Raw genomic sequence first — 14,229 nt, 5'->3', positions numbered from 1 at the left:
TAAAATCACGCTTTAATCGGACTGCATGCTGTCCATCGACAATTTAAGTTCCAACAGGCTCCGGCTATGACTCCATCCTATGACCAGTTTCGTCAACGCTCCGACTTTTTAGGCACACAAGTCATTACCAGAACAACAGGAAAAAGTCTGGGTTTTGTGAGTCAACTTTGGGTGGATGTTGATCGTGGCGAAGTTGTTGCGCTTGGACTGCGAGAGCAAATTTTGCCTGGGGTTATGTCAGGGACAGAGCATGTCATGCAGCTCAGCAGCATTCGTCAGGTTGGTGATGTCATTCTGGTGGACGATGATGATGTTGTTGAAGATGATCTGAACCTGGCGCCTTTCAGCACCATGATCAACTCCGAGGTGATTACAGAGTCCGGTGAAATGCTGGGGCGCTTGCGTGATCTGAAGTTTGACGTAACGACGGGAAAGCTAGAGTCTATTGTGATTGCCTCTTTCGGATTGCCGAAGATTCCGGATCAGGTGATCAGTACTTACGAGCTACCCGTAGACGAAATTGTGAGTAGTGGCCCAGATCGCCTCATTGTCTTTGAGGGAGCTGAAGAAAAGTTGGTTCAGCTCAGTGTAGGTCTGCTGGAGCGTTTGGGCATTGGCCGGGCTCCTTGGGAACGGGATGATGATAGTGAGTACATCATGCCGGTGCCTACGGCAAACCAACTGCCTTCCGGTGTACAGGCTCCAGTTGAGCCGATGCGCGATCGCGCTCCAGTTGTTGAAGAACGCTGGACCGATGATGATTGGGGAACGCCTGAACCGATTTCTGCTGAACCGATGCCTCAACCCCTTGAGGAAGTGAACTACCGAGAAGCGCCTCTCGAAGAGGACAACTGGCCGGCTCAGCCCGTCAATCCGCCTTCGATTAGATACGAAGATGATGTCAAAGAGGTGACTGAAGATATCTGGACGGATGATGAGCCAGAGCCTTACAATGCGCCTCCAGTGAATATTCCTCAGAAGAAGAAGGTAACTGAGTACGAGGAAGAGATGGACTATTAAGGCTTTAGGGGGTTGGTCTCTTCTATTAATTAAGGCTTTCCTTGATGACCGATTCTCAAGAGTTGATTGTGGTTTCCACGTTTGCCCTAAGTTTTCCACAGCTTGTGAAAAACTTAGGTGGATTGTGTGATGTAGAATTCACTGCGGCGATCGCAATCTGCGACGAGAACACCGCTATAGTTGACTGGCGGCTGTTGGTTAGTTCCACGGTGTTCTAAGCCCATGTTTGCAGGAATACATTTGCCAAACGGGAGAGTCATGGGAGAACTAGAAACGCTATCGGTCATGGGACTGCCCATTCACTGTGGTGTTTGTTACGAAGACTGGTTACTCGCACGTCATAGTCAAGGATTAGCCTCTCATGTGGTCACCTTGAATGCTGAGATGGCAATGCAGGCTGACCAAAATCCTGCGTTGAAAGAGGTACTCTGCCAGGCAGATTTAGCGATTCCTGATGGTGCTGGCATTGTGCTCTACTTTCGGATTAAGGGCAAACGTATGCGGCGCTATCCAGGGATTGAACTCGCTGAATCGCTGCTGGCGAAGTTGGATTCTACGCAATCGGTTTTCTTTTTAGGGGCGGCGCCAGAGGTTGCAGAAAAAGCTGCCCATAATTGGCAAATAAGACAGCCAGGACTTGCGATCGCAGGCGTACAGCACGGTTACTTTTCCGCTGAAGAACTGCCTGATATTGAAAAGCGCCTTGAACAGCTGCAACCCACCGTTATTTTGGTGGCCTTGGGCGTTCCCAGACAGGAATTTTGGATTAGAGAACGACGACATCTTTGTCCCCAGGCTGTTTGGGTTGGAGTCGGTGGCAGTTTTGATATTTGGGCAGGGTTAAAAGAACGGGCACCCGCTTGGTTTTGCAATAACAATTTGGAATGGCTTTATCGTCTCTATCAAGAGCCATGGCGCTGGCGGAGAATGCTAGCCTTACCTCAGTTTGCGGTTCGTGCTTTAACGTACTCAAGCGGTAGAGAAGGATAAAGGCGGAGTATGAACCCTAGCGCCAATGTTTGGATGGCATCAACTTATATTCGAGGGCGCAGGCCATAATGCCGATATTGCCAATACTCTTGCAGGATGTGGTTATGGTCAAAGCAAAGGTTATTGGGCACTTCCCAAGGATTGAAAACCGCGATCGCTTTAGCATCGTCATCGGCTACAGGAGTTCCCTCTGCAAAGGCCAAAAACACAATACTGATCGTGTGCTTTCGGGGGTCGCGCGTGGGATCGGAATAGACGTGAAACTGTTCGATTAAGGTGACTGCTAGCTGCGTTTCTTCCTGGGCTTCGCGGATGGCTGCCGCTTCGACCGCCTCGCCATAGTCTACAAAGCCACCGGGGATAGCCCAACCCAACGGTTCATTGCGCCGCTCAATCAGAACGATGGGACGATGGGGGCGATCGCGAAGCTCGATGATGATATCGACAGTTGGAGCGGGATTGCGGTATGTCACAGTTTGATTACTCAACGCAGATAAACTTGGGGCCAAAACTAAGTCAGCCTCAGGAAATAGAGCCTTAATGGCCTAAAGTGGACTCCGTTCATTTCAACTTCAAAATTTACGTGAAAACTCTACCAATTGTTAGGCAATTCTCAAGAATCCCCGTGTTAGAGTCTATGGGACGTTATGGGAGAGACGATGCCTTTCCAGAGAGCTAGCGGTATTCTCCTGCACCCAACTTCGTTTCCGGGTCCTTTCGGGATGGGTGATCTGGGTCCAACCGCCTATCAATTTGTCGATTTTCTTGCCGAGACAGGTCAGCAGATTTGGCAAGTTTTGCCGCTAGGCCCCACGGGTCATGGCAACTCCCCCTACATGTCTTACTCTGCGATGGCGGGAAATCACATGCTCATCAGCTTGGAGCAGTTGCGCGATCGCGGTCTGTTATCCCAAGACGATTTAGATAGCTTTCCTCACTTTCCCGAAGATGCTGTCGAATACAGCGATGTTCTACCAGAAAAACTCAAGCTCTTAGAAAAAGCTGCTGAAGCGTTTCACCACTCAACGGATGAGGGTACGCGAGCGGAATACGACCAATTTTGTCAGGAACGAGCTTTCTGGCTAGACGACTATGCCTTCTTTATGGCAGCAAAGCGTGCTCACGAGGGAGCTAGCTGGAATCAGTGGCATGAAGATTTAGCTCGCCGTAAGCCGCAAGCTATGGTTGATTGGCACGACAAGCTGTCGAAGGCGATCGCTTATCACAAGTATTTTCAGTTTGAATTTGACCGCCAATGGGCCAGCCTGAAACAGTACGCGAATGAGCGTCATATTCAGATCGTGGGTGATATGCCTATCTACGTCGCCCATGACAGTGTTGATGTATGGGCGTTCCCTGACAACTTCATGATTGATGAGGAAACGCTGGAGCCCTCTGAAATGGCAGGTGTGCCCCCCGATTATTTCAGTGAGACGGGACAGCTTTGGGGTAATCCAACTTACGACTGGGATGTCCTTAAAAAAAGAGGTTTTGGCTGGTGGCTACAGCGTCTCAAGTCACTGCTCAGCTATGTTGATCTGATTCGGATTGACCACTTTCGGGGATTTCAGGCCTATTGGGCGGTCAAAGAGGGCGAGACAACCGCCATCAATGGTCAGTGGATTGAGGCTCCCGGCGAGGCTTTTTTCACAACGGTCCGAGAAGAATTTGGCAGTTTGCCTATCTTGGCGGAAGATTTAGGGTTGATTACGCCAGAGGTGGAAGCACTGCGTGACAAGTTTGATTTTCCAGGAATGAAAATCTTGCAGTTTGCCTTTGGCGGCGACCATACTAATCCCTATCTGCCATTCAACTACGTGCAAAACTCTCTAGTTTATACGGGCACCCATGACAACGACACGACGGTAGGGTGGTTTGATCGAGCCTCTGAATATGAGCGCGATCGCGTCCTTCAATACATTGGTGGCATGAGTGGTGAAGGTATCCATTGGAGCATGATTCGACTAGCTCTGAGTTCTATTTCCAATCAAGCAATCATTCCACTGCAAGATGTTTTAGGACTCGGCAGCTTTGCCCGTATGAATAGTCCTGGTAAAGCAGAAGGGAATTGGGGTTGGCGCTATCGTTCGGAAATGCTGACGGGCGAACTGCGAGAGCGCTTGCGAGAACTCACGCGGCTGTATGGACGTGCTCCTGCCCATTGGAATTGAGTTCAAGATCAAGAATAGAGCCATAACCTAGACGAGGATGACTGGAAACAGGGATACTCGCTTTGGTACTGGCTGTGGTGGCTTTTGGACGAGTGGATCTCCTATTGCCAACTCGACAGATAGGACTGTAGACGCTCTAGCAGACTTCTTCAAGGATAATCAGCAGCAGCCTCGGATTTTGCCTGTGGATGTTTCGGCGTTCTCAGAGTCATAGGCCTTATCGGCAATGACTAAAAACGCTTTTTCCGAACCTGATGTTATAACAGTCACGGTTTTGGAACTAGCCGACAGCTAGTCTTGTTGGGATAGACGGTGAGTCATCTGATGGCGTACTAGGCACCCAGATACTAATGGGTGCCTAGCTTAGTGGTTTGTCGGTATTGAAATCGTGAAAACGTTGGCTTCACTGCGTTCTACGCCAACCACCTACAAACACTCCTATCTTGAATATTGGAAATGGTGGTTTGCAATAGCCTCTAGAAAACTGGGAAATCAGCTGCTACGTCGCAATCAATCAAGCCCAATGCAACTGCATATTTGTGAATAAATGCACGAACGTAAAAAGGTTCCGGTAGAGTGTCTAAATCGCCAGCCTCAATTGCTTTGAGCGCATACCGCTGGATGAAGGTTTTTTGATGGATATCCTGTAAGGAGAGACCTTGTTTCTGACGGGTTTGATAAAGATAAGCTCCGATTTTTTGAAGACTATCTTTCTGGACTGAAACTAATCTTTCTTTATCAGCATCCATGGGTCGTCTTCGAGAGAAGTCTATGCGACTGCTTCTTCGTCGAGGTGTTACCTGGGGTTGTGCCATTTGCACTTCCGGCAAAGGTTGTGCCATCTGCACTTCCGGCAAGGGTTGCGCCATTTGAATTTCGGGCAGTGGAGAAGCCGTTACTTGTTGTTTCAGTTGCCCAGAGCTGACATCGCGAGTGGACTGTTCCTCAAGTCGTGAATCTTGGGGGTGCCCTTCTTTAATCTGTTGGTCAAGGCGACGACGATTAACCAGTCCAAGCGCAACAAGAGCTGTGACCGGCAGCGAAGCAGCAGCAACTTGTTGAGCAGCCAACGAAGCAGCAGCGCTGACACCAGCTCCAAAAATCAGAGCGTACTCTGAGGCGGAAGACAACTTTGGATCGGACTTTGGTGTCTTCATAAAACTAATACGTAAAGCTATCTCCTAAGGTTTCGGTAGGCATACCTAGCTGTCCGGAGAAAGCATACAAGTTACCGAAACTTACGGATACATAAGTTGTCAATGCAACAATAAAGTTACATGCGCTCTAGCACTTGAATGCCCAGAAGTGATAACCCTAGTTTGAGCGTTCGGGCGGTCAGGTCGCACAGCATCAGGCGAGAGGTCCGTTGTGGTTCTTCAGCCTGAAGGACAGAACAGCGATCATAAAACTGGTTAAACTTTTGACTCAGTTCAAACAGATACTGACATAGGCGGTTTGGATATAAGTCTTCCGCAACAGCAGCAATCACTTCGTCAAGTTGAAGAACGTGCTTTGCTAGGGTTAGTTCACTATCGTCCTCTAGCTGTATTGGAGCATCGTCGTCCAACGTTTGAAAATCAATATTGCCTTTACGACTGATTCCCTGAACTCGAACGTAGGCGTATAGCATGTAGGGTGCAGTGTTTCCTTGAAGTGCCAGCATCTTGTCATAGCTGAAGACATAGTTGCTAGTGCGGTTTTGGCTCAAGTCGGCGTATTTCACCGCGCCAATGCCAACCGTTTGAGCCACTGATTGAATAAAGTCTTCTGTTTCATCTCGATCTTCGTCTTGGATGCGCTTTTCTAAATCAGTTCTTGCTCGGTTAATTCCCTCATCAAGCAAGTCTTTAAGCCGGACCGTCTTACCAGATCGCGTTTTGAGCCTCTTACCATCTTCACCTTGCACCAGCCCGAAGGGAATGTGCGCCATCTCTACGGTGTTGGGCACCCACCCTGCCTTCTCGGCAACTTGAAGTACCTGGTTGAAGTGGTTGGCTTGCCCTGCATCAGCAACAATGAGGATACGCTCTGCGTTGTCTTTCTGAATGCGATAGCGAATGGCGGCCAAGTCAGTTGTTGCGTAGTTGAATCCACCATCGGACTTTTGAATAATAACAGGCTGTGGATCGCCCGCTTTGTTGGTAAAGCCGTCTAGAAAAACGACTTGAGCACCCTGATCTTCTACTAGAAGTTCTTGGTCTCGCAGATCCTCAGTGACGGCAGGCAATAGAGGATTATAGAAGGACTCGCCTCGCTCAATGATGTCAATGTCAAGCAGGTCATAAATCTTCTGAAACTCCTTACGGGACTGGTTACAGAGTACTTGCCACGCTTGTCGAGCATCTTGATCGCCTGATTGCAAATCGACGACGGCTTGGCGCGATCGCTCCTTAAAATCGTCCTCGTCATCAAAGCGTTTCTTAGCCTGTTTGTAGAAGACAACTAGATCACCAATATCGACTGTGTCAGACCCTGTTAGTGCTTCTGGACAGGCATCCCGCAAATGTGTAATCAACATGCCGAACTGAGTTCCCCAGTCACCGACGTGGTTCAACCGCAGAACATCATGTCCGAGGAATTCCAGCACTCGGGCAATAGAATCGCCAATAATAGTTGACCGCAAATGTCCAACATGCATCTCTTTGGCAATGTTGGGACTGGAGAAATCAACAACGACTTTTTGCGGATGCTTGACGATCTCGACGCCAAGCCGCTCGTCTTTTCGGATTATCTGAAGCTGCGCTTCCAAATAAGCCGTCTTCAAGCGTAGGTTGATGAAGCCGGGGCCAGCAATTTCCGGCGGTTCACAGATATCAGCAACCTCTAAGTTGCTAACAATTTTTTCTGCGATCGCCCGAGGTTTGTCCTTCAATCGCTTAGCTAACGGTAGGGCGCAATTTGCTTGGTAATCACCAAACTTAGGATTACTAGCAGGGACCAACAGAGGATCAGCGCCCTCCAGCTCTGAACCAAAAGCATTCACCAGCGCTTGCTCTAGACGAGAGGTAAGCGTTGCGATCGCAGACAACATAAGCAGCCTCTAGGCGCTATCAACAAACCTTTTCAATCCTAGGGCGTGTCGTCAATTAGTGCCATATTCCTGATGGCATGAGCATGGCCACGCCCGCACTAACGACCTAAGCTAGGGGCTGAACCCCTTGCTATCAAAGCATGAGACTTTAAATGATGACAGCCCCAGAGCATTGTGGTCTACTGGCTAGGCATTTCAGCAGCTAGTTTCGAGCCAGCCATTTTTGACCGTTCAGTCGCTGTACGGTGTAGAGCACCATTAAACCGAGCGTAATTCTTCGCTCATCACCCATGAACTGCTCTACCGTACTAGAAGGGCTGTTGCCCTGAGTGTAGTAGAAGAATTTAGGACCTTTGATATCTTCCTTCGAAAAAACGATATTGAATTGCTGATCAATATCGATGGGGCGATCGCCTTGAACTTGCCAATAGTCCTCTTCGGCACTAGCGCCTTTCACTGCTAAAGGTGCCTTTTTGAACGTTAGCTCAACATATTCCCATCCCTCTTCCTTCAGCGCCTTGCTCAGCTCTGGAACAAAATGCTGTTCCATAAATTCGCCAAACGGTTTGTCTTCTATCTTGGGCGGCTTTTCTTTTTTAGCTTTAGCTTTCGGCTCCGCCTTAGCCGCCGGTTTGGTTGTCGAGCTTTCCGTCTGATCAGAGGATTGCGTAGTATTTTCTTCAGCCATAGTTCACTAGTGCCTATCGAGACCTAGATATATCTAACACGTTTATCAAAGGTGCTTGGTTTCTATAGTAAAGGAAACAGCCTCCGTGAAAAGGTTCTTTGGAGAGACACTTTCTACGGAGGCCATAGATTTCTAAGGCAATTATTCAAATGCCGTAGTTCTGTTTATGGCGTTGCTGACTGAACAGGTATGGCAGACAGTTGCCTTTGAGGTATCACCCTCAACGCATGGTGACAAATTCCTCTGCCGCGCTGGGATGAATTCCAACAGTGGCGTCAAAGTTAGCCTTAGTAGCCCCTGTCTTGAGGGCGATCGCAACACCTTGAACAATCTCGGCTGCATCATCACCAACCATATGAGCACCTAAAACGCGATCACTGTCTTGATGCACAATGAGCTTCATCAATGTTTTTTTCTGAATGTCGGGCATGGTGTAGAACATTGGGCGAAATCTAGAACGATAGATTTTAATGCCATCTTCGCCATACTGTTCAATTGCTTCAGCTTCCGTCAATCCGACGGTTGCCGCTTCTGGTGAAGTGAACACTGCTGTAGGAATGTTCTCGTAGCTAACGATGCGAGATTGTCCTCCAAACTGAGTGTCAGCAAACGCTCGCCCTTCAGAAATAGCAACAGGCGTTAGGTTAATCTTGTCTGTGACATCACCTACTGCAAAGATGTTTGATGCCGCAGTGGTGTTGTATTTGTCGACTGCGATCGCTCCCGCAGCTAGCTCAACTTGAGTATTCTCCAGACCCAAGTTGTCGATATTAGGCTTGCGACCTAAAGCAGCTAAGCTGACGACATCTGCCAGAATGTGATCTTCTTCACCATCCGCGATTAAACAAACATCAATGATGCCTGAATCAGTTTTGGTAATCTCCTTGATATTCGTTTCAGACAAAATATCAATGCCATCGGCAATCATTTTGGCCTGAATCTCAGATCGGATGTCGTCATCAAACCCACGCAAGATCTTATCGCCGCGAATGACCTGCGTCACCTTGGTTCCCAGCCCGTTCAAAATACAAGCAAACTCACAACCGATGTAGCCACCACCTAGAATGACCGCGTGGCGAGGCTGCTCTTCTAAATGAAAGATATCGTCTGAGGTGATAGCGTGCTCGATACCCGGAATAGGGGGACGAACAGGTTTGCCACCCACGGCAATTAAAATCTTATCGGCAGTCACTTTTTGCCCACCAACATCCAACGTGTGAGCATTCAAGAAACTGGCATGATGCGGAAAGACTTGAACGGCAGCCCGATCCAGCATGCTTTCATAAATGCCGTTGAGTCGTCCCAATTCCTGATTGACCGCAGTGATCAAGTGCTTCCAGTCAAATTCACTCTTGGGAGCACTCCAGCCATACCCTGTTGAGACCTCAAATTGCTCAGGAAATCGAGAAGCGTACATCATCAGCTTCTTAGGAACACAGCCTCGGTTTACACAGGTTCCTCCTAACGTCCAAGACTCAGCAATGCCGACCTTAGCGCCATACTGAGCAGCTCGTCGAGCTGAGGATATGCCACCTGAGCCACCACCAATGACGAATAAATCAAAATCGTAATCCATATATTTTCCCCTTTTGGTAACTATGAGTCGAAAGGATTGATAGAGAAAGCGGTCCACACCAACTCAACACTTTCTCAAAAGCAGACCGTCACGAAAGGCACCTAAAAAATTAGACAGTCATACAGCTGATTGCGAAGCGAACAATCTGCTTTTATCTTACTGAGCCTTGAAGAGCAGCGCAGTAGGGCTAACTAGACATAACCAGTAGTAATTGCAGCGTAAGCAGTGCCAATATCAGTCACAAGATAAACCACACACCGACTTAAAGGTCCACCTATACAAAGAGGGAAAACCGTAGCGGCCTTCCCTCCTACGCTAGCGTAATGAAATTACTGTCGCTATAACGATGCGTTACTTTGCACCTTTCAGATAAGCCAGCATCGTATCAGCGTCAGAAACCTCGAAGGGATCAGTAGGACAGTTATCGCCGAAGTCAGGCTCAACAAACATCTTCTCGATTTTGCCGTCATCAATCACGGCAGAATAGCGCCAAGACCGCATTCCAAAACCAAGGTTCGACTTGTCTACCAGCATCCCCATCTTACGAGTGAACTCACCGTTGCCATCAGGCAGCAAGAACACCTTATCTGCACCTTGAGCTTTGCCCCACTGGAACATTACGAAGGCATCGTTAACCGAGACGCAAAGGATTTCGTCTACACCCTGAGCTTTGATCTCGTCGTAAAGCTCTTCATAGCGAGGCAGGTGAGTTGAGGAGCAAGTTGGCGTGAAAGCGCCAGGTAGTGAAAAAATAACGACGCGCTTGCCACTAAAGATTTCATCACTGGTGAGATCCTGCCAGCGAAAAGGATTTGGCCCTTCTACAGACTCGTCCCGAACCCGAGTCTTGAATACTACGTTAGGCACACGCTCAAGAACAGCCATACAACCTCTTTTGTCTCAAGAACTACAAATACAAGAGTCAATCGTTTGTTAAATCAATCTTAATAACGATTTACTCTAAAATTAGAATAGTTCTAAAATAGAAAAGTGACAAGTCCTTTTGGCGATTGTTTCGTCTAGGGGATCTGTGTAGAGACTGGCATTCGGCAAAACGATTGGGCAAGATAGATCTAAAGGAAAATGGCACTGACATGAGTATTTCGTCTACTGATGCAATTGTGGACACCCTGAAAGCGCACGGGTTGCGAGTCACGCCTCAGCGGTTTGCTGTCTATGCGAATCTGCTTGAGCGCACGGATCATCCCACAGTAGAGCAGCTGTTGTCGGATCTGAATCAGGCCGGACCAGTTTCCTCTCAGGCAACTATTTATAACTCGCTACAGGCCCTGCGTGAGGTTGGATTAGTGCGGGAAGTGCTGCTTGAAGAGGGCGTTGTTCGTTATGACGCCAATGTTGAGCAGCATCATCATTTTCGGTGTCGTCAGTGTGGTCATATCGAAGATATTCCGTGGAACACATTTCACGAATTGGTGGAATCGCACCTCCGCCCGGGATTACAGCCTGAGCGTTACGAAGTCACTGTGACTGGCTGCTGCGATCGCTGCTCAGAATCTCAGTGATTGTGAGATTGCAGCAGGCCATGGGCAGCGACTTTATTGCTTTTAGCTAGATAGCTCCCTGTTTTGTCCTAAGGGCACTAGCGACGGTTATCCATCGAGTGCTTGAGGTGGTTGAGTTCACAAAAGTTCACAATTACCGTCAATTTGCACACATGTAGTAGGATTTGAGCGCATTGACCCTACATCTAGGGTTGATGTGCTTCTGATTGGATCAAATCGTAAATCGGCAGAGCATTTCCCAAGCGTTGAACTGCTTTTTTGCGATCGCACCTTTATCGATACAATGCGGTGATTCAATCGGTATTCCTTAAGCAGGGTGCTTCTAAGGCTCTGACATGGTGTGGTCATGACAAGCAGGCGAATTCAACAGACGAGGCGAGTCCGACTATGGCGCTGGTGGGTAAGCAGTGTTATTTTGGCGATTGCGATTGTGCTGTGTCATGCCGTGATTGCCAACACTCCTGTCAACGCTGCTGTTGGGCGATCTCAACTGGTGGCTCAATCGCTCGAAGAATTACAGCAGCAGAAAAAAACAGTCGACCAGCAGCGAGAATCGTTGCAGCAGCAAACCGAGCAGCTTGAGCGGCAAACTAATCAGGCGGAGCAAGATCTCGGCAGTCTACAGCAAAGCATTGCCGATACATCGCGCCAGATTGCCGACACTGAATTCCGACTGGCCAAAGCTGAGCAAGAACTGGCGCTGTTAGAAGCTGATCTACTCAAAGCTGAAGCGGCCTATGAAGAGGTGCGACGAGCCGCTGTAGGCCGCCTGCAATTCTTGCAGCGACAGCAGGGGAGTGAAGGCTGGGCTGTTCTCTTGCAGAGCGAAAATTTCAACGAGTTTCTAGAGCGTCGTTATCAGCTGCGGCGAGTGTATGCTGCTGATCGTGGAGTCCTGGCTGATCTGAAAACCAAGGCAGACGAAATCAAAGCTCAGCGAGAAATTGTTGAAGAACAAAAAACTCGTGTTGCTTTGCTTCGGCAAGAGTTGCTCGCGAAAAAACAGCAAGATGAAGCAGAGGCGACGTTGCAAAAGCAGCTAATTGACCGTTTGCAAAACGATCAAGCAGCCCTAAAAGCGGCTCAAACTCAACTGGTACGAGATTCAGAAGAGATTGCAAACTTGATTCGTCAGCGAGTTGCGGCGTCTTCTGGAGCTGTTAGAGGTACTGGGGTTTTCGTTTTTCCAGTCAATGGGCGCATCACTAGTGGGTTCGGCTATCGCCGTCATCCCATTCTAGGGACATCACGCTTACATGCTGGCGTTGATTTTGGTGCTCCTCAAGGAACGACTATCTATGCAGCAGATTCCGGGCGAGTGATTTATGCGGGTTGGCGTGGTGGTTATGGCCGCACTGTCATCGTTGATCACGGGGGTGGAATAACGACTTTGTATGCCCATTCCAGTCGGCTGTTTGTCAGCGTTGGGCAATCGGTTAGTCAAGGCCAGGCGATCGCTGCCGTTGGTTCGACAGGACTCTCGACTGGCCCCCACTTGCACTTTGAGGTGCGTCAAAATGGCACCCCAGTCAACCCAATGGGTTATCTTTGACCCTTACTACGCTGAAGGTGCTCCATAATGCGAGCTTTACGGGCATCTTCAGATTTTTTGTCAGGAGCATTGTTGCTGAGTTTGATGTTGGAGCTTAAAGACAGATGCTTTTGAATTTGTTCTTTGCTAGCCATAGGAACCTAGTTTGATCAGACGGCAAAAAAAGCCAGGACAGGTCACTTGGTTTTAAAGGACTATCCTGGCAATCATCACTATGAAGAGCCTTCTCCAGCGGCAGTGGAGAGGGACCTTTATAGTTCTTAATATACTCTGGTGAGGACAGAATTCGACGGCGGCGCTAGAAAATCTAGCCAAAGAATGTAGGCAAGCGTGAGGCAGAAGACAGGGTTAGTTCCCCTGTCTTGATCGCTTCAGTCTCTTTGCCATAACCGTCGCAGTTCTATCAGGACGATACAGAGAGTCATTAGGCCATGGGTTCAACCTCCGGCGGCTATTGGATACGCCCCCAGATGGCTAAAGCTATCGTTCTCAGACGTTGATCAGCTCTGCAGCAACAGAATGCTTGCTAGACTTCAGAAGCTATGGCCACAGCACGAGTCATTTGCTGCCGCAGGATCTTTTCGTACAGTGCTTCGATAGCACCCAGCAGTTGTGGCTGCTGCCAGTGTTGATAGAGGTTGGCTGCGATCGCACATGCACCTGCCGCAACGCCTTCTTTGACATAGCCCGATTCATACTGGCGCAAAGGTGCATACCGAGATTCGCTGAAGGAAAGCTGTGTTGCAATTAGCGGTACATCGTCAATAAGTTCAGCCAGTTCAACAGTTTTGCAGGTTGGATCTTCAGCTACCCAGCGTGTCGTGCCTACAACGATCTTGTCACACTGCCAGGGAATCCGGCGTTGCTTGGCCAAGGCTCGTGCCAGCGCGTATACTGCCAGCATTTGGGTACCCCCCGCCAGCATGACTCCGCCATAGAAACTAGCTGTGATGGCCATTGCGGCTACCACGATCTGTGTTGGATCCCCAATGGCAGCTACTACGTCAAACAGGTCATTAGAGGGACAAGCCTTTTGACGATCTGACCATCTGCTGAGTCCCTGCTGGACGATCGCCTGCTTTTGCTCATGATTGCAGACGGCATGACTGCTGCCTACTTTTCCTTGTACCGGAAATCCTAGCCCCGTTAACAGGGCTAAAGCTGTTGTTGTTCCTCCAACAACGCATTCGCCCAGAATCACATAGTTGGAATCAGCTTCACTGCCCAAACGGTGACCCCATGCCATCCCTAGTCGAAACAGAGACGCTACCGTACTTTTATCCATCGCCTGCCCTGTACTGACACAGGCAGCAGGTGCTCCTCTGAGATCAATATGAGGAACCGTTGGCGCAATTGGCAAACCGGCATTGAAAAGCAAGAGCGGTATCCGCTGCGTTGAAGCAATAGCCCGAGAAATGATCACTGGAGAAACTCCGTTGATCAAAGGAGGTAACGGATATTTGGGTACCAGAACAGGGCCTCGATAGAGGAATTCAGCGTCTGCGATCGCGGTAGTTTGGCGATCGTGAGGTGTGGCACCTGCGGCAGAAATGCCTGGAATCAGTGCCGTTTCCGTGAATCCCAAAACACAAACCAAACGAGGTCGGTGCCCTAGATAGCGTCGTAACCATCCCTGCCCTCGGGTCGTTTGGGTGTAGACGCGGTTCATAGCAGGATA

The 14,229-nt window shown here is 49.0% G+C and carries 15 protein-coding genes; 7 read left to right on the top strand and 8 right to left on the bottom strand.

Annotation, left to right across the window (positions count from 1 at the left end; all coding sequences use genetic code 11):
- Nucleotides 1–66 precede the first annotated feature (66 nt).
- From PN498_RS19215 to PN498_RS19205, 3 genes are read left to right on the top strand one after another with little or no spacing between them, the layout of a single operon-like run.
- The gene (locus PN498_RS19215) at nucleotides 67–1,020 is read left to right on the top strand and encodes a PRC-barrel domain-containing protein (RefSeq protein WP_272064865.1); all 954 of its coding nucleotides are present in this window, start codon (nucleotides 67–69) and stop codon (nucleotides 1,018–1,020) included.
- A 44-nt stretch (nucleotides 1,021–1,064) separates the two neighbouring features.
- On the top strand, nucleotides 1,065–1,238 hold the full coding sequence (locus PN498_RS19210; protein ID WP_272064862.1) for a hypothetical protein: 174 nt from the start codon (nucleotides 1,065–1,067) through the stop codon (nucleotides 1,236–1,238).
- A gap of 40 nt (nucleotides 1,239–1,278) precedes the next feature.
- On the top strand, nucleotides 1,279–2,010 hold the full coding sequence (locus PN498_RS19205; protein ID WP_272064861.1) for a WecB/TagA/CpsF family glycosyltransferase: 732 nt from the start codon (nucleotides 1,279–1,281) through the stop codon (nucleotides 2,008–2,010).
- A 44-nt stretch (nucleotides 2,011–2,054) separates the two neighbouring features.
- Here PN498_RS19205 and PN498_RS19200 read toward each other — a convergent pair whose 3' ends face one another.
- Nucleotides 2,055–2,483, bottom strand: coding sequence for an NUDIX hydrolase (locus tag PN498_RS19200; protein ID WP_272064860.1), 429 nt, complete (start codon nucleotides 2,481–2,483; stop codon nucleotides 2,055–2,057).
- 186 nt (nucleotides 2,484–2,669) lie between these two features.
- On the opposite strand from PN498_RS19200, the gene malQ reads away from it, so the two are divergent.
- Together malQ and PN498_RS19190 are read left to right on the top strand one after the other, a co-directional pair.
- Nucleotides 2,670–4,181 carry a 4-alpha-glucanotransferase gene (gene malQ / locus PN498_RS19195; protein ID WP_272064858.1) on the top strand — a complete coding sequence of 504 codons (1,512 nt, stop codon included), beginning with the start codon at nucleotides 2,670–2,672 and terminating at the stop codon, nucleotides 4,179–4,181.
- Nucleotides 4,182–4,218: 37 nt separating this feature from the next.
- A complete protein-coding gene (locus PN498_RS19190; protein WP_272064856.1) occupies nucleotides 4,219–4,395 on the top strand; it encodes a hypothetical protein in 177 nt (58 codons plus the stop codon).
- A 262-nt stretch (nucleotides 4,396–4,657) separates the two neighbouring features.
- On the opposite strand, the gene PN498_RS19185 is transcribed toward PN498_RS19190, so the two are convergent.
- The 5 genes from PN498_RS19185 to PN498_RS19165 all read right to left on the bottom strand — a co-directional run bounded on the left by PN498_RS19185 (nucleotide 4,658) and on the right by PN498_RS19165 (nucleotide 10,361).
- On the bottom strand, nucleotides 4,658–5,338 hold the full coding sequence (locus PN498_RS19185; protein WP_272064855.1) for a helix-turn-helix domain-containing protein: 681 nt from the start codon (nucleotides 5,336–5,338) through the stop codon (nucleotides 4,658–4,660).
- A gap of 116 nt (nucleotides 5,339–5,454) precedes the next feature.
- Complete coding sequence (gene argS, locus PN498_RS19180; RefSeq protein WP_272064854.1) at nucleotides 5,455–7,212, bottom strand: arginine--tRNA ligase; 1,758 nt, start codon at nucleotides 7,210–7,212, stop codon at nucleotides 5,455–5,457.
- Nucleotides 7,213–7,414: 202 nt separating this feature from the next.
- Nucleotides 7,415–7,900 (bottom strand): DUF2996 domain-containing protein, encoded by a 486-nt coding sequence (locus PN498_RS19175; protein WP_272064852.1) that lies wholly within the window; start codon nucleotides 7,898–7,900, stop codon nucleotides 7,415–7,417.
- A gap of 220 nt (nucleotides 7,901–8,120) precedes the next feature.
- A complete protein-coding gene (gene gor / locus PN498_RS19170; protein ID WP_272064850.1) occupies nucleotides 8,121–9,476 on the bottom strand; it encodes a glutathione-disulfide reductase in 1,356 nt (451 codons plus the stop codon).
- A 351-nt stretch (nucleotides 9,477–9,827) separates the two neighbouring features.
- The gene (locus tag PN498_RS19165) at nucleotides 9,828–10,361 is read right to left on the bottom strand and encodes a peroxiredoxin (protein ID WP_272064849.1); all 534 of its coding nucleotides are present in this window, start codon (nucleotides 10,359–10,361) and stop codon (nucleotides 9,828–9,830) included.
- Between the two features lie 209 nt (nucleotides 10,362–10,570).
- Here PN498_RS19165 and PN498_RS19160 point away from each other — a divergent pair, with 209 nt between their 5' ends.
- On the top strand, nucleotides 10,571–10,999 hold the full coding sequence (locus PN498_RS19160) for a Fur family transcriptional regulator (protein ID WP_272064847.1): 429 nt from the start codon (nucleotides 10,571–10,573) through the stop codon (nucleotides 10,997–10,999).
- Between the two features lie 346 nt (nucleotides 11,000–11,345).
- Nucleotides 11,346–12,551, top strand: coding sequence for a murein hydrolase activator EnvC family protein (locus tag PN498_RS19155; protein ID WP_272064846.1), 1,206 nt, complete (start codon nucleotides 11,346–11,348; stop codon nucleotides 12,549–12,551).
- Here PN498_RS19155 and PN498_RS19150 read toward each other — a convergent pair.
- Entirely contained in the window at nucleotides 12,542–12,685 is a 144-nt protein-coding gene (locus PN498_RS19150; RefSeq protein WP_272064845.1) for a hypothetical protein, read from the bottom strand. The genes PN498_RS19155 and PN498_RS19150 overlap by 10 nt on opposite strands.
- A gap of 392 nt (nucleotides 12,686–13,077) precedes the next feature.
- Entirely contained in the window at nucleotides 13,078–14,220 is a 1,143-nt protein-coding gene (gene cobT, locus PN498_RS19145; protein WP_272064844.1) for a nicotinate mononucleotide-dependent phosphoribosyltransferase CobT, read from the bottom strand.
- Between the last annotated feature and the right edge of the window lie 9 nt (nucleotides 14,221–14,229).

The sequence above is a fragment of the Oscillatoria sp. CS-180 genome (assembly GCF_028330965.1).
Classification (GTDB): domain Bacteria; phylum Cyanobacteriota; class Cyanobacteriia; order Phormidesmidales; family Phormidesmidaceae; genus Halomicronema.
The sequence above is the reverse complement of the archived record's forward strand: the minus strand, read 5'-3'. Positions and strand labels throughout refer to the sequence as shown.

Coding starts and splice junctions, on each gene's coding strand:
- PN498_RS19215 (WP_272064865.1), top strand. CDS start 67: ATGACTCCATCCTATGACCAGTTTCGTCAACGCTCCGACTTTTTAGGC.
- PN498_RS19210 (WP_272064862.1), top strand. CDS start 1,065: ATGACCGATTCTCAAGAGTTGATTGTGGTTTCCACGTTTGCCCTAAGT.
- PN498_RS19205 (WP_272064861.1), top strand. CDS start 1,279: ATGGGAGAACTAGAAACGCTATCGGTCATGGGACTGCCCATTCACTGT.
- malQ (WP_272064858.1), top strand. CDS start 2,670: ATGCCTTTCCAGAGAGCTAGCGGTATTCTCCTGCACCCAACTTCGTTT.
- PN498_RS19190 (WP_272064856.1), top strand. CDS start 4,219: ATGACTGGAAACAGGGATACTCGCTTTGGTACTGGCTGTGGTGGCTTT.
- PN498_RS19185 (WP_272064855.1), bottom strand. CDS start 5,338: ATGAAGACACCAAAGTCCGATCCAAAGTTGTCTTCCGCCTCAGAGTAC.
- argS (WP_272064854.1), bottom strand. CDS start 7,212: ATGTTGTCTGCGATCGCAACGCTTACCTCTCGTCTAGAGCAAGCGCTG.
- PN498_RS19175 (WP_272064852.1), bottom strand. CDS start 7,900: ATGGCTGAAGAAAATACTACGCAATCCTCTGATCAGACGGAAAGCTCG.
- gor (WP_272064850.1), bottom strand. CDS start 9,476: ATGGATTACGATTTTGATTTATTCGTCATTGGTGGTGGCTCAGGTGGC.
- PN498_RS19165 (WP_272064849.1), bottom strand. CDS start 10,361: ATGGCTGTTCTTGAGCGTGTGCCTAACGTAGTATTCAAGACTCGGGTT.
- PN498_RS19160 (WP_272064847.1), top strand. CDS start 10,571: ATGAGTATTTCGTCTACTGATGCAATTGTGGACACCCTGAAAGCGCAC.
- PN498_RS19155 (WP_272064846.1), top strand. CDS start 11,346: ATGACAAGCAGGCGAATTCAACAGACGAGGCGAGTCCGACTATGGCGC.
- PN498_RS19150 (WP_272064845.1), bottom strand. CDS start 12,685: ATGGCTAGCAAAGAACAAATTCAAAAGCATCTGTCTTTAAGCTCCAAC.
- cobT (WP_272064844.1), bottom strand. CDS start 14,220: ATGAACCGCGTCTACACCCAAACGACCCGAGGGCAGGGATGGTTACGA.